A 22,675-nucleotide genomic window follows, 5' to 3' on the forward strand; every position below is an offset into this window, starting at 1 on the left:
AATACTACCCTCCTGCAATGGCATGAAAAACATGCACTTTAGCGTGTGGTTCTAACAAATGCTTAGCCCATTTAACTTTTGGAATTACGGTGTTATTCACAGCTACCGCAACACCTTCACGCCATGCCTGCTCTGTTTTCATGGCGTTCTTAGTTTGGCTTTGTTGATGTTTAAACACCGTCGGCATGGCCTGCTCCAGTGTACAATTGCTTGGCACATCAATGAGGGTATGGTTGATCCAAATTTGCATTATGGCATCCTTTTCGGGAGAGCAGTCGTAGAGTGGCTAGCCCGCTGCGGTTTTAGTTGATTTGATAACGAGGAAGACGCTTGGTCAGCTTGTGAATTGCATTGAGCGCACACTTTGCAATGAGGATCTGGTTGAATTGAAAGCACTTGCCAGCCTACATCAGCGGCCTGGCTGTTTGACGCAAGATCACTCAGCATGGGTAAGGTCATAAAAAACGTGCTCGTTTGCAGTCCACACAATATCTTAATCGCTTGCATCGCTTGCATTGAGCCAACCACACCAACTAATGGCGCAATCACGCCAAGCGCACCACAGTTTTGTGCTTCGCTAGGTTGCTGTGATGTATGGTTAGCAGGGAAAAGACAGTGATAACAGGCTGATGCAGCTTGATTGGAAAATACTGCTAACTGTCCATCAAACCCACTCGCTGCACCGCTCACTAACGGCTTCATCGCAGAGACACACGCCTGATTAACGGCGTGACGCGTTGCGGTGTTATCAGTGCAATCTAACACCAAGTCCATGTGAGGTACTCGGTCGTGCAACTCAGCAGAAGTTAAGTGCTGCGCGATGGCATTAATAGTCACTAGCGGATTAAGTAAAGATAATCGCTGCTGGGCGCACTGCGCTTTATTCTGATTAATATCCTCTACCGAAAACAATACCTGCCGTTGCAAATTACTCAGCTCAACTGCATCGCCGTCAGCAATGTCAATACGTCCAACGCCCGCTGCGGCTAAGTACATTGCAGCAGCACAACCTAACCCGCCAGCTCCTACAATTAATACTTTGGCATTCGTCAGTGCTAATTGCCCTGCTTCAGCGATGTCTGGCAGCATAATTTGGCGGCTATAACGAATAAACGCTTTATCTGATAAGCCTGTTGTCATTATGCTAACTCCTTTTGCTTATCAGTTTCGCCGTGATAACACACATCAATTGGCGCAAACGCTTTTTCTTCAAGTTGCTGCAATAATTCCAACGTGGCCTTGTGCCAGTCATCCGCCTCTGTAATTGCAGTTACCACAGCGATAGCATCCACTGCCATTTTCGTCATATCCGTTAAATGATGCTGCTTAATGCCACCTATCGCTACCGTTGGTATGTTTTCCACCAGCTTTAAATAGCGTGCTAACCTTGCTAAGCCTTGAGGTTCAGATGACATTTGTTTGGTGTTTGTTGCAAAAATATGCCCTAGCGCTATGTAGGAAGGCTGTAATTGTTTTGCAATCAGCAGTTCGCTGTAGCTATGCGTCGAAATACCTAACCGTAACCCCGCTTGTTTAATGGCAGTTAAGTCAGCGATCTGTAAATCCTCTTGTCCTAAATGCACACCATAGGCTTGATATTTAATGGCCAACTGCCAATGGTCATTAATAAATACTTTGGCTTTATATTGTTGACCGAGCGCTACCGCTTTCGCAATAATTTGCTCTAGTGTTAACTCATCCTCATCAGCCTTATTGCTTGTAATCGGCACTTTCACCCTTATCTGCACAGTGGAAATACCTAGCTGCAACATTCTCTCTAACCATATTAAGTCAGGCACAACTGGGTATAACGCTTTTTCACTGGCCGTATATTCACAAAACTGATGAGGCAAAAAAGCAGCGGAATGCATCAACCAGCTATCTTGCGCCGTTAAATGAGGTTGCTTTGAATCTAGATAAGCGGTTTTATTAAAACGAAATAACTGAGGAAAGTCTTTGCTCCGCTCTGGCCAACCGCCATGATGCAAAACCTGAGAGTATGCGTTTGTTTCATCTAGGGTTTGATTAATATAAGCCTTAGCCACCACCGCAGCATCAATCACATTTGTGGCAACAAGATTATTCTTAGACTCGGTTACTGATCCCTGCTCATAAAAGCCCAGCGCTAACGCAGCAGATAATGCGCTAGATAGTGTGCAACCTGTGCCGCGAAAATGGATCGGTTCATTTTTATCACTGGTATCTGTGGAGTTATGCTTTCTGTTGCTACGCATTAACCAGGTAGATTCTGGTGTAAATAAGTAGTCATCACAGTTATTTATCGATGCATCATCGTGCCCACCTTTTAGTAATACATTGTTGCAACCAGTTGCGAGCAATGAGTTAATTGCAGCGCTAATACTAAGCTCTTGCGGCTGATGCGGCTGAGTTGTACTATTGATTACATCGTGATTTAAGCATTGTGCTAATACCAATAGTTCAGGCTTATTTGGCGTGATAACCGTTACCCAAGGTAATAGCAGCGCTATCACTTGGGTAATAAATGTTTGCTGCTCTGCAACTAATTCTGCTCCGCACGATGCTACTAACACCGGATCGTACACCACAAAAGGCATCACTTTGTTAGTGTCTTGCGCGGCCATCATTTGCACTTTCTGCAAATTTTCAACAATACAGCGCAGGTGCTTTTCGCTGGGTATTACGCCAATTTTAATAACGGCTGGCCAATATGCAGCGCTCTCATCCTTGATTAAGCTAGTAAACTGAGCATTCAGCGCGGTTATTGATACCGTTTCATTTATAAGTACGTGTTGATGATTTTGCGCTGTCACTGTTGTCACTATGGTGCACACCTGTGCACCTAAGCAATGACCAGTTTTTAAATCTGCTTGAATGCCTGCACCAGCACTATTGTCTGAACCCGCCACACTCCACATAACTGGCATTTTTGTAGACGGGTTGGTGCTGTCATTCATCATCGATTTCTCCCGCTAACTCTACTGCCGTGTGATTAGCTGGCTGGGAACTGTGTTTTTTTAACCCTTGTGCATCGTCAGCAAAATCTTTCACGTCTTGGCTAATTTTCATCGAACAGAACTTAGGGCCACACATAGAGCAGAACTCTGCCACTTTGTTCGACTCTTGAGGTAGCGTTTCATCGTGATAAGCTTTGGCGGTGAAAGGGTCTAAAGATAAGTTAAATTGATCTTCCCAGCGGAATTCAAAGCGCGCTTTTGACAAGGCGTTATCACGAATTTGTGCACCCGCGTGACCTTTTGCTAAATCAGCCGCGTGTGCTGCAATTTTATAAGTGATCAAGCCTTGTTTAACATCTTCCTTATTGGGCAGCCCCAAATGCTCTTTTGGGGTGACATAGCACAGCATTGCACAACCGTACCATGCAATCATGGCCGCACCAATGCCTGAGGTAAAATGATCATAGCCCGGCGCAATGTCGGTAGTCAGTGGTCCCAATGTGTAAAACGGCGCTTCGTGACAGTGCTCTAGTTGCATCGTCATATTTTCTTTTACTAAGTGCATTGGCACATGCCCGGGGCCTTCAATCATCACTTGCACGTCGTATTGCCAAGCAATTTTCGTTAATTCGCCAAGGGTTTTTAATTCTGCAAATTGTGCTTCATCGTTTGCATCTGCAATTGACCCCGGACGCAAACCGTCACCTAAGCTTAATGACACATCGTATTGCGCACAGATTTCACATATTTGCCTAAAGCGGGTATATAAAAAGCTTTCTTGATGGTGAGTAATGCACCATTTCGCCATGATTGAGCCACCACGGGACACAATGCCAGTCACACGATTAGCTGCTAACGGCACATATGCTAATAGCACTCCTGCATGTATTGTAAAATAGTCGACCCCTTGCTGTGCTTGCTCAATCAACGTGGCTTTGAATACATCCCAGTTTAAGTCTTCTGCTACGCCATTAACCTTTTCCAGCGCTTGATAAATAGGCACCGTACCAACTGGCACCGGGCTGTTACGAATTATCCATTCCCGCGTTTGATGAATGTCGCGGCCTGTTGATAAATCCATTAACGTGTCAGCGCCCCAACGGGTTGACCATACCAACTTTTCAACTTCTTCTTCAATCGATGATGTAACAGAAGAATTACCAATATTCGCATTCACTTTAACTAAGAAGTTACGACCAATGATCATTGGTTCGGCTTCAGGGTGATTAATATTCGCAGGAATAATGGCACGCCCTTCAGCAACTTCCTTTCTCACAAACTCTGGAGTAATTTGCTCTGGCAAGTTAGCACCAAAATGCTCTCCTTTATGCTGTTGAGTAAGCATTTCGTCTTTAATGCGCTCTCGGCCCATGTTTTCACGAATCGCTATGTACTCCATTTCAGGCGTTATTATGCCTTGGCGCGCATAATATAGCTGGGTAACTCGTCGCCCAGCTTTACCCCTATAAATGTTCGGTTGGTGAGTCATACATTGCTTTAATGACTGCGTGTTATCGTCATAATCAGGGCGTACTAACTGATCGTCACTTAAGCGCTGACAATCTTGACGTTCTTCAATCCATGGCTGGCGTATAGCTTTTATACCTTTGCTCACATCAATATTGATATTCGGGTCGCCATAAGGCCCTGAGGTGTCATATACCGGAATGGGGGGGTTAATAGAGGCACTTGGCGCGTCAGTCATAATGACATTGCTATTACGCCCTTGTGTTTGAATAATCTCACGAATTGCTACTTGAATGTCAGAGCGCGACCCCGGTAAATATGTGCGCTTTGAACTTGGCCAAGTTTCACCACTTAGTTCATTTAAAAAGGTTTGAGCTTGTTGACGCGTTTGACGGCGTGACAGCTTTTCTGGATTAGTGGTGTTAGTTGAAGATTGTATATGTATAGACATGCAAACTCACTTTTTTATAGTTAAGAATTTGCTTGTCGAGTAACGTTGAATTAATCGCTATTAAGCTAACAACTAAACAAACGAGGTATAGTATACGACTCTGTTTAGTGTTGGCCATCGATCACAAGATAGGTGAAATAGATAAACAGCATTATTGTCAGCAGGTGTCATTTTAACCTACTTATATTTACAATAATAAAAACGGAACTATCTATTCTTACTTGTTTCCTTCGCAGGTATTACCCCGGGCAGGTTCAACGGATCCCGTTTTCACGGTCTCAGCCTATTTAGGCGCTCCGACAAGATTTCATAAAAATTCAGCACAATAATGTTGCCAAATCAAGTTGACAGATTTATAGCTGATATTCAGTTATGAAGCAAGTATGAAAAATTAAATTATAATGAAATTCATATTGTTAAAAATGGGAACATAGTAAGTCGTTGTACAATAAAACATTGGAAAGTACAGTGCGCCCCATAATTGGTGGGTGTAACAGCGTTGAATATATTTATGCCAAGTGATTTAAATAGAGCATGACTTAGATTAAAAAACCAACGGGCGTGCATTAAGTCGTTTAATTAACAAAAAATGGATAACTAATGAAAAATAATAATTGGATTTTAGCTGCCACACTTTCGTTATTGGCAATAATCAGCACACATACAGCTACAGCTGGCCTGTTAACCTTTAACTTTGACTCTTTTACTCGACATGAAAACGGTAGCCAAGACAGCAACTTCAATGGTGATATTACTTACTCACCAACACTGACACTGAATGAAAATAATTTACAGCCTGTTTTTCATTCACAAAGCAATGGTGATTGGTGGAGCGTGTATAACTTGGATATGACGAGTATCAACTCCCCCTTTCAACAGACTTTAGAGTCGAGCCTTATTACACCATTTTTTTCTTATACCACGCCTTGGTATTTTAGAATGAGAGTTAAAGGGGAATACGATCAAACTCAGTCAACAATTACTGAAGGTGCACTGTCAGAAGTCGCTTTTGAATTTGGTTACAATATCGATGAAGATTTATTAACCAGTACTGGCGTCGAGTCTCATGCTTCGTTCTATCTTGAGCACTTATCAATTAATATTGATAATACAAGTGCACAACATTCTGCGTTTAATTTTGATCAAAACGGTACTATTTCGTTTTCAGATATCTCTCATTTGTTAAACGCCAATAGTGGTAAAGATGCACTCTTCAGGAATGAAGCATATCATCAAGCTAACTTTGAAAGCCTTTTAGATGGTTCATCGACAGCGCTGGATCAACGTTTTGTAAGTTATCAAAGCGTAGGTACATTCAACTTCAACCCGCCACAAACTATTCCTGAGCCTCCAACTTGGTTGCTTGTAACATCTGTTTTATTATTTTTCACAAGTAGAAAGCGCTACTAAATAATAAGCGTTAACCTGAGCGGGGAACATGTAATAGCCGCGGCTCAGGTTATTCTTTTCGCAAAGCCTCAAAGCTATTGTACTCTAACTACTTTCCAACCTGCATTTTTAAAAATATGAACAAGGCTTTTATCGCCAATTAAGTGCATGGCTCCTACTGCAACCAATGTGGGCTGTTGTCTAAACATAGGCTCTAGCTTAGCAAACCAGCGTAGATTTCTATCTTTTAACAGAATGTCTTCGGCTTTTTTATCAAATTCAGTTTGCTGCATAGACGCTTGATATAAGCTTAACAATGTATCGGTATCGCCCTTTTTCCAGCTTTCGACTAACTGGTTAGTCATGTTCTCAATTTGCTCAATTTCATTTAGTCCATCAAGCAAAAAGGCTTCACCATGTTTACCGTTGAACGCATCAAAAAAGCCAAGTTGCTGCTCAAATGTTTCTAAGCTAATAATAGGCTTATCTAGCGTATTCGCTTCTGCAATGATTTTGCTGTCTACACCGTATTGCGGGGAATACCCCGCCTTAGCAAATTCGATTGATGCTAATGTGAGCGCTAGCATCCAAGGTTGTTTATGCTCAAATGCAGCTATAGGTAAGCCTGCTTGGGAAAAATAATGTTGTACTTTCTTGTAGGTAGTAGGAGAGAGTAACTGTTTTAGTGTTTTTCCTGCAGGTAACTGACTTTTCAGCTCGGTAATACGCATCATGTCAGCATCTGATAAGCGGCTCATATCGACTTCAACAGCAAGTTGTTTTGTTTGTGTCACTAACTGAGTAATCTTAGGATCTAACTGCTGCATGCTGGCATCGCCAATATGCACAGTGCCTACCAAATAGCTATTATGGCCGTGTTTACTCACCTGCCAAATAGCCGGTGCAGCACTCGCCTGTAAGGAAACAATGACAAAAATGAATGCAAAAAATGCAAGGCTAAAGGTGTGCAGATGACGTTTTATCAGATGATTAAGTAAAGGCATAATATCTACCACATTAAATCATCTGGGATAACATAATCTGCATACGGATCGTCTTCATCGAGTACTTGGTTATCATCTTGATCATGTAAGCAGGCAATGACTGAATCATCTCGTGTAGCAATTCGCTGAATTAATTCTGCTGGTAATAAATAAAACTCTTTATCAACAGCGCACACACCAACTGTACCCGCAGCTAAACTATTACGAAGTGACTCCGTTACTTTTAACTCTTTTACTTTATTATCATAAGTAAAGTTAAAAACACTTTCGCCTTCACTGTCTTTGATATGGTGTTGTAACACCATTTGCTTTACCGCGGCTTTATTTTCTTTTGCTGTTAATTCAGCTTTTTTCTGCGCCGCTAGTTCACGATCTTTCTCTAGTTTTGCTTGTTTAGCCTGCTCAATCTCTTTCTTTAAATCGTCTTCAACGGCTACATTACCTTTGCGTTGTTGCTTTTGCTGCTTTCTTTTCGCAGTGTTGGCTTGCTTAGCCTTTTGTTTCGTGGTCAAACCCGCTTTAAGTAATTGGTCAGCTAAAGAGCCCATAATATATACCTATTAAACTAAATCTATTTTAACAATCGTGACATTTGTGCATTGTAACAACTTAGCAAGTCTATCCAAAGACATTAGCATGACACTTTTTCGCTGGCTGTAGATTGCTTTTGATTAAAATACAATAACACCGCACTAACCACTATGCCGACAATAGCCACACCACACAACATTAAAAAGAAATGGTAATAGCCAGTAGCGCCTGGGTTAGCATCTAAAACCCTACCAGCAACCGAACCTAAAAATACATCTGGGGTATAGCCTATTACCGATACCACACCAATTGCCGTTCCCGTATATGCCTTTTTTACCCCAACATCTTGTAACAATGCAAAGTAAACGCCACGTAGTGCATATACAGCAGCAAATGACACTAAAATATTACTACCCAACACAAATATACCAGAATGAGTGTGCAGGCTTATTTGCTCTCCTAATAATGCGAGTGACAGATAAGTGGCTAATAAGCTAATAAATAAAGCAATAATCACTTTTCCTGCACTGAACTTATCGGCGAAATAACCGGCAGCAATGGCTGAAAATACTCTTAAATACGCAGCATTACTTACTAATTGAGCAGCTGAAACTTCATTCATCCCCAATACTTCTACTGCGTAACTTGCATAAAAGTCGAGTGACTTATAGGCAGTATACGCCATTACAACGATAATGGCTTGCAACCAAATTCGAGGCTTGGAAATAATTTCTTTGATCCCCTGCATCGACTGCCGAGTAGAGTGAAGGCGCTTTATTTGCATTTTTGGTACCCATAACCACACAAACACTACACCCAATAAAGTAGCTGCACTATATAGTGCAATAACCGATCGTAGTGCATATATTCGCTGTTCGGCTGAAATAGCCGCTAAATCATCAGGTAAGAGAGAACTAAAAAATAACACCATTAGTGAAGCCAAACCTGCTGCAATCAATCCTCGACCACCATCAAGCAAACCAAAAGCTTTTCCTTGATCATCATCACCACCCCATAGGCGAGTGACCTTTAGCAGTGCCGCCCAAAATAAAAAAATAGTGGTAATGCCCCAATAACCGTATAGAACAGCTAACACGAATGCGTTTGGCACCGTCATAAAAACTAGCCCACCCATGGCAGTCAAAAATAATGAAGTGATCAGTAGTGCACGCGCGCTAAATTTGTCCGCTAATGCTCCACCTGGAAAATAAGCAAGCATTGCTGTAACCCCATAAATCGCAAATATATCACCAAGCTGGGCGTGACTCAGTTGAAAAACATCTAGAACAGTTGGACGAAAAAAACGAGCTACATGAAATGGCAAGCTAAAAATAATTTCGCCAGCAAAGACCAAGCTAAACATCATTAGCCATTTTTGCTTAGCAGAAAACGATAACGTCGATTCGTTCTTATCAGTAGGTGGGGCGGCAGTTGTTTCAGGTTTTATCGTTGTTGTATTGACATCTATGTCTGACATATCTACGAACCAATAACATAATGGTATGATTACAGTACGAGATTTATAGGGAAGGATGCAAGCGCTGGCTAAAATATAAAGATTAAATAATCAGAGTGATCTTGAAAGTTAAACCGCTCATTCAAAATGATAAAGATATGAAATGTAGCAATGCTAAGGTGATACAGCTATTTATACCAACTTAGGCTAATGAAAGGCCAAGATTCTGTATGATTTAAACATCGCTCTATGTCGAATCACCTGCGTGTATTTGAATAAAAATAACCCCGCCATTCATGCTAGACCTGTGCTGTTAGAAGTAGCAGAGACATGGAAGTCACACCAATAGCCTGCTCACTTTCCTTAGCCGCAACAGAGCCAACGGACTAGTCAGCGTGTTCAGCTAGCTTATTTCTAAATACCTATTCCTAAATATATACAGCTTAGTACTGAGCGCTCAATACGCATTTATAAGTACATATTTGCTAAGTACTGGCGCCTAAATAGCGAGTCTTTAACGCTAAATGCTAAATGAGGCATGCCACTTACTGAATGCTAAATACTAAATTACAAACCCCACATAGCAAAAAACCCGCTCACAGTGTGAACGGGTTTCTTTAATAGGGAGCCTGGCGATGTGCTACTCTCACATGGGATCTCCCACACTACCATCGCCGCTGTTGCGTTTCACTTCTGAGTTCGAAATGGAGTCAGGTGGTTCCACAACGCTATTGTCACCAGGCAAAATTTTGTTTGGAACAAAATTTAACGCACTTTAGTGCGGCCCGTTAGGGTCAACTACATGGATGTAGTTGATAAATTCATCCCACAATACTGGAAAAGCAAGGCCTCAATGAATAGAGGTCATACTGGAAATTGTTATAACAATTCCAGTGATAATTAAATCAGTGTCACTCAATTGATGTCTATCAATCAATCTCGTTAGCGCTTCACACAACTTTGGTGTTGTATGGTTAAGCCTCACGGGCAATTAGTACAAGTTAGCTTAACGCCTCACAGCGCTTCCACACCTTGCCTATCAACGTTGTAGTCTTCAACAACCCTTTAGAGAACTTAAAGTTCTAGGGATGACTCATCTCGAGGCTCGCTTCCCGCTTAGATGCTTTCAGCGGTTATCGATTCCGAACATAGCTACCGGGCAATGCCACTGGCGTGACAACCCGAACACCAGAGGTTCGTCCACTCCGGTCCTCTCGTACTAGGAGCAGCCCCTCTCAATCATCCAACGCCCACGGCAGATAGGGACCGAACTGTCTCACGACGTTCTAAACCCAGCTCGCGTACCACTTTAAATGGCGAACAGCCATACCCTTGGGACCGACTTCAGCCCCAGGATGTGATGAGCCGACATCGAGGTGCCAAACACCGCCGTCGATATGAACTCTTGGGCGGTATCAGCCTGTTATCCCCGGAGTACCTTTTATCCGTTGAGCGATGGCCCTTCCATTCAGAACCACCGGATCACTATGACCTACTTTCGTACCTGCTCGACGTGTCTGTCTCGCAGTTAAGCTGGCTTCTACCATTACACTAACCGTACGATGTCCGACCGTACTTAGCCAACCTTCGTGCTCCTCCGTTACTCTTTGGGAGGAGACCGCCCCAGTCAAACTACCCACCAGACACTGTCCACACTCCAGATAATGGAGCAATGTTAGAACATCAAACATACAAGGGTGGTATTTCAAGATTGGCTCCACCATATCTGGCGACATGGTTTCAAAGCCTCCCACCTATCCTACACATGTAGGCTCAATGTTCAGTGTCAAGCTGTAGTAAAGGTTCACGGGGTCTTTCCGTCTAGCCGCGGGTACACTGCATCTTCACAGCGATTTCAATTTCACTGAGTCTCGGGTGGAGACAGCGTGGCCATCATTACACCATTCGTGCAGGTCGGAACTTACCCGACAAGGAATTTCGCTACCTTAGGACCGTTATAGTTACGGCCGCCGTTTACCGGGGCTTCGATCATGAGCTTCGCTTACGCTAACCCAATCAATTAACCTTCCGGCACCGGGCAGGTGTCACACCGTATACGTCATCTTTCGATTTAGCACAGTGCTGTGTTTTTAATAAACAGTTGCAGCCACCAATTTTCTGCGACCGCCGTCAGCTTATGGAGCAAGTCCAATCACCGACAGCGGCGTACCTTCTCCCGAAGTTACGGTACCATTTTGCCTAGTTCCTTCACCCGAGTTCTCTCAAGCGCCTGAGTATTCTCTACCTGACCACCTGTGTCGGTTTGGGGTACGATTCGTTATTATCTGAAGCTTAGAAGCTTTTCCTGGAAGCAGGGCATCAATGACTTCCACTCCGTAGAGTGTCGTCTCGTGTCTCAGCCTAGTGTCAGTCCGGATTTACCTAAACCGACAGCCTACTCACTTTCACGTGGACAACCAACGCCACGCTCACCTAGCCTTCTCCGTCCCTCCGTCGCAATAATAACAAGTACAGGAATATTAACCTGTTTCCCATCGACTACGCCTCTCGGCCTCGCCTTAGGGGTCGACTCACCCTACCCTGATTAACATGGGATAGGAACCCTTGGTCTTCCGGCGTGGGGGTTTTTCACCCCCATTATCGTTACTCATGTCAGCATTCGCACTTCTGATACGTCCAGCAAGCCTTACGACTCACCTTCAACCGCTTACAGAACGCTCCCCTACCACTCACCTAAAAGGTGAATCCGCAGCTTCGGTGGCATGTTAGCCCCGTTACATCTTCCGCGCAGACCGACTCGACCAGTGAGCTATTACGCTTTCTTTAAAGGATGGCTGCTTCTAAGCCAACCTCCTGGCTGTCTGAGCCTTTCCACATCGTTTCCCACTTAACATACACTTTGGGACCTTAGCTGGCGGTCTGGGTTGTTTCCCTCTTCACGACGGACGTTAGCACCCGCCGTGTGTCTCCCGAGTATCACTTTACGGTATTCGGAGTTTGCATGGGGTTGGTAAGTCGGGATGACCCCCTAGCCCAAACAGTGCTCTACCCCCGTAAGTGTCCGCTCGAGGCACTACCTAAATAGTTTTCGGGGAGAACCAGCTATCTCCCGGTTTGATTAGCCTTTCACTCCTAGCCACAGGTCATCCCCTAACTTTTCAACGTTAGTGGGTTCGGTCCTCCAGTGCATGTTACTGCACCTTCAACCTGCCCATGGCTAGATCACCGGGTTTCGGGTCTATACCTTGCAACTCGACGCCCAGTTAAGACTCGGTTTCCCTACGGCTCCCCTAATCGGTTAACCTTGCTACAAAATATAAGTCGCTGACCCATTATACAAAAGGTACGCAGTCACCGAACAAGTCGGCTCCCACTGCTTGTACGTACACGGTTTCAGGTTCTATTTCACTCCCCTCACAGGGGTTCTTTTCGCCTTTCCCTCACGGTACTGGTTCACTATCGGTCAATTGGGAGTATTTAGCCTTGGAGGATGGTCCCCCCATATTCAGTCAAGATATCACGTGTCCCGACCTACTCGATTTCACAACAAATTCGTCTTCGTGTACGGGGCTATCACCCTGTATCGCTGTGCTTTCCAGCACATTCCACTGACTTGTAAGCTGCTTAAGGGCTAATTCGCGTTCGCTCGCCGCTACTAGCGAAATCTCGGTTGATTTCTTTTCCTCCGGGTACTTAGATGTTTCAGTTCTCCGGGTTTGCCTCTTATAGCTATGTATTCACTATAAGATACCTGCAAGCAGGTGGGTTTCCCCATTCGGAAATCGTGGTCTATAACGGTTTTTATCACCTTAACCACGCTTATCGCAGATTAACACGTCCTTCATCGCCTCCAATTGCCTAGGCATCCACCGTGTACGCTTAGTCACTTAACCATACAACCCAAAATTGTTTGACCAACTTTGTGTTAGTATGCGCTAGTTTTGTCCAAAGATGGACAATGTCGTTATGATTAATAACGACGCTCTATGAGTAATTGATTGATAATCGCAATTGCGACACCACCAAATAGAGTGACATTTACGTCATTAGCGTATGAATCAACAGTTGCCTGTTGCTCAGTTATTCATACGCTGGATTTAATTATCAGCTTTTCCACATTGTTAAAGAGCAGTTTTGAGCAGAAGCTCAAAAGTAAAGATTCTTGATAAGAACATTTACTTTTGAATTAGTGCGATTCAATAGAATAGTTGGTAGGCCTGGGCAGACTTGAACTGCCGACCTCACCCTTATCAGGGGTGCGCTCTAACCAGCTGAGCTACAGGCCTATTTTACCCATTCCGATAAGGAGGGATTGTTCTTTGCTCTGATTTTGTAATCTAATCATCTGTGTGAACACTCGACAATAGCGTCGAATCTTTTGGTAAGGAGGTGATCCAGCCCCAGGTTCCCCTAGGGCTACCTTGTTACGACTTCACCCCAGTCATGAATCACTCCGTGGTGATCGCCCTCCCGAAGGTTAGGCTAACCACTTCTGGAGCAACCCACTCCCATGGTGTGACGGGCGGTGTGTACAAGGCCCGGGAACGTATTCACCGTAGCATTCTGATCTACGATTACTAGCGATTCCGACTTCATGGAGTCGAGTTGCAGACTCCAATCCGGACTACGATAGACTTTATGGGATTCGCTCCACCTCGCGGTCTTGCTGCCCTTTGTATCTACCATTGTAGCACGTGTGTAGCCCATCCCGTAAGGGCCATGATGACTTGACGTCGTCCCCACCTTCCTCCGGTTTATCACCGGCAGTCTCCTTAGAGTTCTCAGCATTACCTGCTAGCAACTAAGGATAGGGGTTGCGCTCGTTGCGGGACTTAACCCAACATCTCACAACACGAGCTGACGACAGCCATGCAGCACCTGTCTCAGAGTTCCCGAAGGCACCAAACTATCTCTAGTAAGTTCTCTGGATGTCAAGGGATGGTAAGGTTCTTCGCGTTGCATCGAATTAAACCACATGCTCCACCGCTTGTGCGGGCCCCCGTCAATTCATTTGAGTTTTAACCTTGCGGCCGTACTCCCCAGGCGGTCTACTTAATGCGTTAGCTGCGCAAAACAGTTCTTGACGAACCGAGCTGCTAGTAGACATCGTTTACGGCGTGGACTACCAGGGTATCTAATCCTGTTTGCTCCCCACGCTTTCGCACATGAGCGTCAGTATCGAGCCAGAAAGCTGCCTTCGCCATCGGTATTCCTTCAGATCTCTACGCATTTCACCGCTACACCTGAAATTCTACTTTCCTCTCTCGTACTCTAGTTAACCAGTTTCAAATGCAGTTCCCGGGTTGAGCCCGGGGCTTTCACATCTGACTTAATTAACCGCCTGCGTGCCCTTTACGCCCAGTAATTCCGATTAACGCTCGCACCCTCCGTATTACCGCGGCTGCTGGCACGGAGTTAGCCGGTGCTTCTTCTGCGAGTAACGTCACAGCTGACAGCTATTAACTGACAACCTTTCCTCCTCGCTGAAAGTGCTTTACAACCCGAAGGCCTTCTTCACACACGCGGCATGGCTGGATCAGGCTTGCGCCCATTGTCCAATATTCCCCACTGCTGCCTCCCGTAGGAGTCTGGACCGTGTCTCAGTTCCAGTGTGGCTGATCATCCTCTCAGACCAGCTAGGGATCGTTGCCTTGGTGAGCCATTACCTCACCAACAAGCTAATCCCACTTGGGCTAATCTTAAGGCGTGAGGCCCGAAGGTCCCCCACTTTGGTCCGTAGACATTATGCGGTATTAGCAGTCGTTTCCAACTGTTGTCCCCCACCTTAAGGCATATACCCAAGCATTACTCACCCGTCCGCCGCTCGTCATCTTCTAGCAAGCTAGAAATGTTACCGCTCGACTTGCATGTGTTAGGCCTGCCGCCAGCGTTCAATCTGAGCCATGATCAAACTCTTCAATTAAAAGTTTTGTTGAAACCGAAGTTTCAGCTCAATGAATTCTGTATATATTGACTGTTGAGTCACTCTACAAAACTATTGAGATTTAAATATCGTATTGAGCCGAAGCTCTTAGATTCTAATCTCTATTGTGAGTGCTCACACAGATGATTGATTACAAATTGTTAAAGAACAGTGCTTGGTGCTGGTTGGTAACTTGTTACCGTTTAGCTCGAAGCGGGATGCGCATTCTACGCTTTCCGTTTTCAAAGTCAAGCAGTTAATCTAATTTATTTTTTGAGGAGTTTTTTTAAAACTTCACTCTTTCAAATTCGATTAACTGGTTAACCTTGGCACCTGATTTAACGTTTGAACTTAGTGCTTGTTAAACCGTTTGGTTTGGCTGATGTTGCTTGCTTCCCCGTTGGTGTGGAGGCGCATTATAGGGAGATTTAAAAACAGCGCAAGTACTTTTTTATCTTTTTTGTTTGTTCGGTTATTTGTTAACCAGAACAGCGTTTAAGTCATTGATTTACCCTACACGAACAGTATTTATCTTTATATTTATTATTTGTATATTAAGGGCTAGGTGGTTTAATCCACATTATCTGCTTCGCCTCTCCCTCTTTATACCTGTGTCGGTCACAGATTATTTATATAAACGTTATATCATTATATTTTTTATTTATTAGTGACTTGATATGTTATTTACTAAAGAGCAAACTGGAGCATTACACTACCAGCAAACAATGACTTTAAACGACAGTGATTTACTGTTGTTGGTTTTATCTCAGGATGGAGTTGAATATGAAAAGCCTTAAGATGCCGAAAGTTGCTATCTTATCTTTCACTTTAATGACTATATTATCGGGTTGTAATAATAAAACTCCTCAAGAATATATTACTAATGCCCAAACGCTATTAGATGAAGGAAAAAATCAAGCTGCTATTTTAGAGCTTAAGAATGCAATTAAAGCCGATATGGAAAACGCCAGCGCAAGATACATATTAGGCTCTACCTATTTAACGCTGGGTCAAGCTAAGCCAGCCAGAAAAGAATTAACTAAAGCACTAGAGCTCGGCTATCCTGCAGATGACATTTCAATCAAAATCGTCCACGCGATGTATCTGCAAAATAATTATTCCGAAATCCTTTCATATTCTAAAACACTTAATAATCTCACGCCTGAACAGCAAAATATCATTTTCTTGTACCAAACCATATCTCATTTAGCATTAAATAAGCTCGAAGATGCAATGGATACGTTTAACAATGCCAAAGCTATATCAACAGAATCTCTGCATACACGATTAGCACAAGCATATGTTGCTCAACATCAACAGGCTATTAATGAGGCTATTAGTATCACCGAAGGCATTTTGGCTCAGCAGCCGGAACATGCGCATACATTGTTACTGCAAGCACAACTTCATCGCACAAATAACAATCATGCTGCCACAAGAGACGCACTACTAAAGTATAAAGCGTTAACGCCTTTCGACTTGCGAGCACAGTTATTACTTGCACAAACTCATCTCGAATTAGGTGAAACAGAAGCAGCAAACACACTGATTGCTTCGTTATTACAACGGTTACCGAATAATGGTTTTGTTAATTTCCTAAAAGGTCAAAGTGAGTTTAATAAAGGTAACTATCAAGAAACACTAAATCATATAGAAAAAGCGCACCAAAATAGCTTTCAAACTCCAGTTACAAGAATATTGGCGGGTATTTCTGCTTATAAATTAGATAAGCTTGAGCAAGCCTATCATTACCTCTCTAATTCAATAGTGAACTTGCCCAAAGAACACAAACTACATCGCCTATACGCTTACCTACAATTGCAATTGGGTTATATCACTGACGCCCAAAGCACCGTTGAAAATTTAACAGACATTTCAGAAAGTGACGCAGACTTATTAGCGAATACAGGTGTAAGGCTTGCATTCAGTGGAGACTTAATCTCTGCACAAAGCTATCTTAAAAAGGCAACCAGCTTAAACAGCACCCCTGAAAACTTATTACATGCAGGCGTTATCAAAGTGGCATCTGACGATGCAAGTGGCTTAACTAACATTGAACAAGCACTCGAGCAAGATCCAAACTTAGAACGAGGCTGGTTAGTGCTAGCGTTGTACTATATTAAGCATAACGAAATGGATAAAGCGTGGGATATTGCTGAGCAATGGGAAGAAACAGACGTTGCTAATGCTAAAGTTATAAAAGGCAAAATCTTATCACTTGATAACAAGGTAGAACAAGCAGCTAAATATTACTATGAAGCGCTTGAAGTACAGCCCGATTTAATACCTGCACTCATGGATTTAGTCGAAATTGAATATAACAAAAAACAATATGACCAAGCTCGCTCACTCTCCCAGCGAATTATTGATAAATGGCCTAATCATCAAAGAGCGCTAATGCAGCAAGTCAGTATCGGCCTAGAGACTAAATCACTAGATAGCGTCGAGCGTCACTTGCTAAATCATATTGAGAACTATCCTAATTATCTTTCTCCGCGCATAGCATTAGCAACATTATATAAGTTGCAAAACAAGCCACAACAAGTAATTGCGCAGCTTGATAAATTTAGAACCGTATTGAATAGCGATGCCTGGCTCCTATTTGCTGACGCTAACCTTAAAGTGAAAGGTCCGGCTAGCGCCCAGCGATACTACGATGAATGGCGTAGAAAACACCCTACCTCTTATGCCGCTTGGCTACGTGGTATAGGTATCAGAGATATGAATGGTGATCTTAATGGTGCGCTAGAACTTATTGAAGACGCACCTGAAAGCATTCAAAATGTAATTGTAATACAGCTGCTTAAATTAGGATACCTAACTCGTACAAACCAACTAGAGCAAGCCAATAAGCTAGTCACTAAACTGTATCAGCTGAATGTGCCAGCCGAAAAATTACTTAAATATCAAGGCGATTTAGCATGGGTTGAGAAAGATTACAAAAAAGCTTACTCATTTTACGTCAAAAATTACGACATCAATCCTAACTATGAAAGTGCCGTAAAAGTAGCGATGGCCGAAAGGCAGCTTAACGGACCAGAAGCCTCTGCTAAATTTTTAGAGCAAGATCTTGCAAAAACACCTAAGGATCAACAAAAGCTGAATTCTTTAGCTGAATTCTATTTGCAGCACAACCAATATGCTCAGGCAGAACAACATTACCGAACGCTACTCACTATTAACAAAAACAGTGCAATCACCCTTAACAACCTTGCATGGACGTTATACAAGCAAGATCGCTTAGAAGAAGCATTAGCGACGGCAGAACAGGCGCTAAACAATGCGCCGCAATCCGTTAATATTTTAGATACACTAGGCACCATCGCAATTGCTAGTAACGATTATGCTGCCGCCATTCGCTATTTTGAACAAGCATTAACGGTTCAACCTAATAACGTTGATCTGCAATTACGGTTATTGCAAACGCTGATGCTTGCTGATAATAAGCAAGAAGCAATCACATTATCTAAAAATATTTCTCCCGCTAATGCGCAACAACAAGAACAACTGAATAATCTAAAGCGGAAATTTGATCTATAGTTAATGAGTTCATTCCATTAGGCACTATTAAAACGGACTGAGGGATCATAGGAGTAGCAATGACACAATTATCTTTAGCTGAAAATTTTAAGAAGTATTTTTCAGTACGATTTGCCAACTCAAAAGCGCTTCGGCAAGCTGCGTTTCAAATAAGACACAGTGTATATTGTGAAGAACTGGGCTGGGAAGCATTACGTGATAACAAAATGGAAACCGATGAATACGACCAATATGCCTTTCATTGCTTATTAGAGCATAAAAGCACTGGCGTGTTTGCGGGCTGTGTTAGGGTTGTTATTCCTCCTCTTACCAGCCCTGAAAAGCAAACACCGTTAGAAAAAAATTGTTTAGATAGTTTATTAGAAGGTGCTATTGATCCCCGCACATTTCGCCGAGGCTCGTTTGGAGAAATATCTCGGCTTGCTGTGCCATCGGCATTTAGACGTCGTCCTAATGAAAAAGATCAGCCCTTTATTATTAATGACGTTAATATGCGCCACGTTTTTTCTGAAGAAGAACGTCGTAACTTTCCAAATATTGCCATGGGCTTATATTTAGCAAGTATCGCGTTAGTACAAATATGTAATCACGATGCCACCTTTGTGATGATGGAGCCGCGACTGCAACGCCGTCTTGACCGATTAGGTTTACCTTTTCAACAAGTAGGTGAAGCCATGGATTATCATGGTTTGCGTGCATTATTCTATTTACCTTCTGAACATTTTACTTCGCACCTTAATGACGAATTACTAGAGTTATTTAATACTGTTAAGCAAGATTTATTAGAGCAAGTGTTACTTGTTCCTTTTGTTGACCCTACAGACTTCTAATTAAAGGAAGATCCATGACAAACAGTGCTTTTGACTACGATAAAGCTTTTTCCAGAAATATTGGCTGGTTTACCGAACAAGAACAGCATATTTTTAGAGGAAAAAAAGTAGCTATTGCAGGCTGCGGCGGAGTGGGCGGCATCCATGTAACCACACTGGCACGCATGGGCATTGGCGCCTTTCATGTTTCAGATTTTGACTCCTTCGAAGTAGAAAACTTCAACCGCCAAATTGGCGCAACCATGTCAACCATAGGCCATAACAAACTAGACACAATTTGTAATATGGCCAAAGACATCAACCCAGAAATGGAGTTAAAACAATTTCCAAAAGGCATTTCTAAAGAAAATGTAGAAGAATTTCTCGATGGCGTTGATATCTATGTAGATAGCCTCGACTTTTTTGCTATTGAACCACGTATAGCCGTGTTCGAACTATGCAGAAAAAAAGGCATTCCAGCAATCACTGCTGCGCCGCTAGGTATGGGAACCGCATTTTTAGCCTTTACTCCCGACAGCATGTCATTTGAAGAATACTTTGGGATGAACGGTAAGTCTGAAATGGAAAAGTTTTTACGCTTCTATCTTGGATTAGCCCCTGCACGATTGCACACCAATTATTTGGTTGACCCAACCCGCCTTAACCTAAAAGAAAAAAAAGGGCCTTCCACTATTGTGGGCTGCGACTTGTGTGCAGGCATGGCAGCGGCATACGTTGCTAAAATTCTGCTTAATCGGGGAACATTGGTAAAAGCGCCGTGGGGCATGCAATTCGATGCTTACGAAAATAAACTGAAAAAAACTTGGTTGCCACTGGGTCACAAAAACCCGCTATTCCGTTTGCAAGTGTATTTAGGTAAGCGACATTTTGGTCTTGACTAAGCCCGTAGCCAATACATGTGAGAAAGCATGCATTTGCCGCTACATCATTAATTAACTGTGCCCATACTTATAAGAATAATAAAACACGATAAGGCCACTTATGTTAACTGAAGCAATTAAACAACAATTATTACAGGCTGCAGTAACCGCTCCGTCAGCTGATAATTCTCAACCTTGGCTATATCAATGGCAAAACGACAACACCCTCGAATTATGGATAGATGAAACACGCTCAGGCAAAGCATCAGATGCAACGTTTTTTTTATCCGATCTTGCTATAGGCTCAGTACTGGAAGCTATAGTGGTAAAAGCCGCAGAGCAAGAATTAGATGTTTCTATTAGCTATTTTCCTACTAACAACCCTTATCTACCTTGCACCATTCAATTTAGCCAACCAGTTCATAGCACTAGCAATAATATGCCGATGCCAAACGCAGAGTTACATGCTCTTGCAACATTTCTAGATCAAAGGCAAACCGATCGCCGTTTTCCTTTCAAAGGCATGCCTACACAAACAATCATGGACGAAATGTCACGTGCTGCGCAATCGTTAGACTGTGCATTAAATTGGTTCACTGAATCAAAAAGTAAAAACCAAGCCATTTCATTAGTTGCTAAAGCCGAAGCATTGCGCTTTAAATCTGAAACCTTACACCAAGAAATTTTCAGTTCTATTAATACCGATGGCACAGCAGATGAAGGCATGACCTACGATGACTTAGAAATTGAAAAGCCCGCCCGTCCATTTTTTAAGTTAATCAGTAAATGGCGATGGATGAATCGATTTAACAAAATTGGCGGCGCCAAACTAATTGCGCAACGCTCTGTGTCCTTGCCAATGAAACTTTCACCTGCCTTATGTCAATTAACCATAAATCCTTTACATGAAGAACAACATCTAGATCCTAACTACTCACGTCGTGTGAATATTATTAACGGTGGTCGTGCAGTATTACGCACATGGCTAATGGCAACAAAACACAATTTATCAGTTCATCCTTACGCAGCACCAGGTGTAGTTGCCCTTGATGTGGTGCAGCTTAGCGATGAAGATATACAGCAAGAAATGACGAATGTAAGAAGCGAAATCAACGCTTTTACCAAAAATGGTAGAACATTAATGTTCTTTAGAGTTGGGTTTTATGATCAGCCATTAGCACACCATAGTAAACGCCGCAGTATCGCGAGTTTTCAAAAGTAACGTCAATTATTTTTACACCAAAATTATATAAGGCAGCAAAAAAGCGTTAATAGACATCAAGTTTGGCAAACACACAATAATTACCTTACGCGTACTCTAAAATGTGTTTATGGCTGTCAGGTAACTTTACAAACTGAATTAATACTAATAACACAATCGCCGGAAATAAATTAAAAACCAATAAAAACAATAAGTTGAAGAAAAATTTATTTGTGGTCTATAAATTGCTTATTACAAATTGCGGTAGTTTTAATAGTGTTACTAGTTTAATAAAAATAACTCGGACTAGTTATTTAAGGAGAAAAGAATGAAGAAGTTGTTAGTAGGCGCAGCATTAACCCTAGGTTTAAGTATGTCTGCCCAAGCAAGTATGATCAATGTAGGCGGTGTTCAGTGGGATCCAGATCAAACTCTAGCGTTTCCAGCGTTAAGCGACTTCGTTGCTAACGGAACAATTTTTGAAACTGGTGCTGTTCAAGAAGGTGATGTTGTTACTGGCCGTGGCCAAGTAACTAATTTCAATAGCTCATTACCTAATAATGCAGCATTTTGTCCTGGCTGTGAGTTAACCTTTACATTTTCAATGGTACTTGACGAAGATTTTGATGTATCAAATACATTTAAGTTTAGAGATTTATTTATTGATTTTTATGTAGATCATACACCAGACTTTGACGGTACAGCACCAACGGCAGGCGATGGTAATCTATGGTTAAGCCTAGGTTTACCACCAGGAGAATTTCTAACTGGCACAGGTACTAACCTAGGTACTGGTAGTGATTCTGGTACAGGTACAGCATTAATTGATGTGCTTGGTGGCATGGCTGCTGGTAACTTTGATACTAATACGCAGGTTAACGGAGCAGATATGGTATTATCTTCTTCATTCCAACCAACTCAAGGCCAACCTGGTTTATTAAACGGTACGTTTGATTTAACAGGTAACAGTATTCCAGAACCTTCTTCAATTGCATTGTTAGGTTTAGGTTTACTAGGTTTTGCTGGTGCGGCTCGTCGTAAGAAAGCATAATTAATACTTGTATTGACTAATTTGTACTAATTTATTTATACAAAGTGTAAAACCCTGAATTTATTTCAGGGTTTT

13 protein-coding genes, 1 tRNA gene, 3 rRNA genes and 1 riboswitch are annotated in these 22,675 nt (G+C 42.6%); of the genes, 6 read left to right on the forward strand and 11 right to left on the reverse strand.

Annotation, left to right across the window (positions count from 1 at the left end; translation table 11 throughout):
* Positions 1-4 precede the first annotated feature (4 nt).
* From thiS to thiC, 4 genes are read right to left on the reverse strand one after another with little or no spacing between them, the layout of a single operon-like run.
* Positions 5-250, reverse strand: coding sequence for a sulfur carrier protein ThiS (gene thiS / locus HUU81_RS16265; RefSeq protein WP_199609949.1), 246 nt, complete (start codon positions 248-250; stop codon positions 5-7).
* Positions 250-1,140, reverse strand: coding sequence for a HesA/MoeB/ThiF family protein (locus tag HUU81_RS16270; RefSeq protein WP_199609950.1), 891 nt, complete (start codon positions 1,138-1,140; stop codon positions 250-252). The genes thiS and HUU81_RS16270 overlap by 1 nt, the downstream gene beginning before the upstream one ends.
* On the reverse strand, positions 1,140-2,939 hold the full coding sequence (gene thiE, locus HUU81_RS16275; RefSeq protein ID WP_199609951.1) for a thiamine phosphate synthase: 1,800 nt from the start codon (positions 2,937-2,939) through the stop codon (positions 1,140-1,142). The genes HUU81_RS16270 and thiE overlap by 1 nt, the downstream gene beginning before the upstream one ends.
* Positions 2,929-4,854, reverse strand: a complete 1,926-nt coding sequence (thiC, locus tag HUU81_RS16280; protein WP_199609952.1) for a phosphomethylpyrimidine synthase ThiC — start codon at positions 4,852-4,854, stop codon at positions 2,929-2,931. The genes thiE and thiC overlap by 11 nt, the downstream gene beginning before the upstream one ends.
* 208 nt (positions 4,855-5,062) lie before the next feature.
* Positions 5,063-5,163: riboswitch (TPP riboswitch) on the reverse strand.
* Between the two features lie 291 nt (positions 5,164-5,454).
* On the opposite strand from thiC, the gene HUU81_RS16285 reads away from it, so the two are divergent.
* Positions 5,455-6,264, forward strand: a complete 810-nt coding sequence (locus tag HUU81_RS16285) for a hypothetical protein (protein WP_199609953.1) — start codon at positions 5,455-5,457, stop codon at positions 6,262-6,264.
* 74 nt (positions 6,265-6,338) lie between these two features.
* On the opposite strand, the gene HUU81_RS16290 is transcribed toward HUU81_RS16285, so the two are convergent.
* The 7 genes from HUU81_RS16290 to HUU81_RS16320 form a co-directional block, all read right to left on the reverse strand.
* A complete protein-coding gene (locus HUU81_RS16290; RefSeq protein ID WP_199609954.1) occupies positions 6,339-7,247 on the reverse strand; it encodes a TraB/GumN family protein in 909 nt (302 codons plus the stop codon).
* A gap of 5 nt (positions 7,248-7,252) precedes the next feature.
* Positions 7,253-7,795 carry a DUF2058 domain-containing protein gene (locus HUU81_RS16295; RefSeq protein WP_199609955.1) on the reverse strand — a complete coding sequence of 181 codons (543 nt, stop codon included), beginning with the start codon at positions 7,793-7,795 and terminating at the stop codon, positions 7,253-7,255.
* 83 nt (positions 7,796-7,878) lie between these two features.
* The gene (locus HUU81_RS16300) at positions 7,879-9,255 is read right to left on the reverse strand and encodes an MFS transporter (protein WP_199609956.1); all 1,377 of its coding nucleotides are present in this window, start codon (positions 9,253-9,255) and stop codon (positions 7,879-7,881) included.
* 606 nt (positions 9,256-9,861) lie between these two features.
* Positions 9,862-9,976: ribosomal RNA gene (gene rrf / locus HUU81_RS16305) — 5S ribosomal RNA — on the reverse strand.
* Between the two features lie 228 nt (positions 9,977-10,204).
* A 23S ribosomal RNA gene (locus HUU81_RS16310) occupies positions 10,205-13,088 on the reverse strand.
* A 316-nt stretch (positions 13,089-13,404) separates the two neighbouring features.
* Positions 13,405-13,481, reverse strand: a tRNA-Ile gene (locus HUU81_RS16315).
* A gap of 96 nt (positions 13,482-13,577) precedes the next feature.
* Positions 13,578-15,118: ribosomal RNA gene (locus HUU81_RS16320) — 16S ribosomal RNA — on the reverse strand.
* Together the 16S, 23S and 5S rRNA genes with 1 tRNA gene alongside form the textbook arrangement of a ribosomal RNA operon.
* A gap of 783 nt (positions 15,119-15,901) precedes the next feature.
* Between HUU81_RS16320 and prsT the strand changes: the two genes are divergently transcribed.
* The 5 genes from prsT to HUU81_RS16345 all read left to right on the forward strand — a co-directional run bounded on the left by prsT (position 15,902) and on the right by HUU81_RS16345 (position 22,600).
* A complete protein-coding gene (prsT, locus tag HUU81_RS16325; protein ID WP_199609957.1) occupies positions 15,902-18,658 on the forward strand; it encodes an XrtA/PEP-CTERM system TPR-repeat protein PrsT in 2,757 nt (918 codons plus the stop codon).
* Between the two features lie 59 nt (positions 18,659-18,717).
* Positions 18,718-19,488 carry a PEP-CTERM/exosortase system-associated acyltransferase gene (locus tag HUU81_RS16330; RefSeq protein WP_199609958.1) on the forward strand — a complete coding sequence of 257 codons (771 nt, stop codon included), beginning with the start codon at positions 18,718-18,720 and terminating at the stop codon, positions 19,486-19,488.
* 14 nt (positions 19,489-19,502) lie between these two features.
* The gene (locus tag HUU81_RS16335) at positions 19,503-20,369 is read left to right on the forward strand and encodes a ThiF family adenylyltransferase (RefSeq protein ID WP_199609959.1); all 867 of its coding nucleotides are present in this window, start codon (positions 19,503-19,505) and stop codon (positions 20,367-20,369) included.
* Between the two features lie 100 nt (positions 20,370-20,469).
* The gene (locus HUU81_RS16340; RefSeq protein ID WP_199609960.1) at positions 20,470-21,570 is read left to right on the forward strand and encodes a nitroreductase family protein; all 1,101 of its coding nucleotides are present in this window, start codon (positions 20,470-20,472) and stop codon (positions 21,568-21,570) included.
* Between the two features lie 307 nt (positions 21,571-21,877).
* Entirely contained in the window at positions 21,878-22,600 is a 723-nt protein-coding gene (locus HUU81_RS16345; RefSeq protein ID WP_199609961.1) for a PEP-CTERM sorting domain-containing protein, read from the forward strand.
* Positions 22,601-22,675 lie beyond the last annotated feature (75 nt).

The sequence above is a fragment of the Flocculibacter collagenilyticus genome, assembly GCF_016469335.1.
GTDB classification, from domain to species: Bacteria; Pseudomonadota; Gammaproteobacteria; order Enterobacterales; family Alteromonadaceae; genus Flocculibacter; species Flocculibacter collagenilyticus.

What these genes read in the sequence shown, in the direction of transcription:
- thiS (WP_199609949.1), bottom strand. Translation starts at nt 250, where the DNA reads ATGCAAATTTGGATCAACCATACCCTCATTGATGTGCCAAGCAATTGT.
- HUU81_RS16270 (WP_199609950.1), bottom strand. Translation starts at nt 1,140, where the DNA reads ATGACAACAGGCTTATCAGATAAAGCGTTTATTCGTTATAGCCGCCAA.
- thiE (WP_199609951.1), bottom strand. Translation starts at nt 2,939, where the DNA reads ATGATGAATGACAGCACCAACCCGTCTACAAAAATGCCAGTTATGTGG.
- thiC (WP_199609952.1), bottom strand. Translation starts at nt 4,854, where the DNA reads ATGTCTATACATATACAATCTTCAACTAACACCACTAATCCAGAAAAG.
- HUU81_RS16285 (WP_199609953.1), top strand. Translation starts at nt 5,455, where the DNA reads ATGAAAAATAATAATTGGATTTTAGCTGCCACACTTTCGTTATTGGCA.
- HUU81_RS16290 (WP_199609954.1), bottom strand. Translation starts at nt 7,247, where the DNA reads ATGCCTTTACTTAATCATCTGATAAAACGTCATCTGCACACCTTTAGC.
- HUU81_RS16295 (WP_199609955.1), bottom strand. Translation starts at nt 7,795, where the DNA reads ATGGGCTCTTTAGCTGACCAATTACTTAAAGCGGGTTTGACCACGAAA.
- HUU81_RS16300 (WP_199609956.1), bottom strand. Translation starts at nt 9,255, where the DNA reads ATGTCAGACATAGATGTCAATACAACAACGATAAAACCTGAAACAACT.
- prsT (WP_199609957.1), top strand. Translation starts at nt 15,902, where the DNA reads ATGAAAAGCCTTAAGATGCCGAAAGTTGCTATCTTATCTTTCACTTTA.
- HUU81_RS16330 (WP_199609958.1), top strand. Translation starts at nt 18,718, where the DNA reads ATGACACAATTATCTTTAGCTGAAAATTTTAAGAAGTATTTTTCAGTA.
- HUU81_RS16335 (WP_199609959.1), top strand. Translation starts at nt 19,503, where the DNA reads ATGACAAACAGTGCTTTTGACTACGATAAAGCTTTTTCCAGAAATATT.
- HUU81_RS16340 (WP_199609960.1), top strand. Translation starts at nt 20,470, where the DNA reads ATGTTAACTGAAGCAATTAAACAACAATTATTACAGGCTGCAGTAACC.
- HUU81_RS16345 (WP_199609961.1), top strand. Translation starts at nt 21,878, where the DNA reads ATGAAGAAGTTGTTAGTAGGCGCAGCATTAACCCTAGGTTTAAGTATG.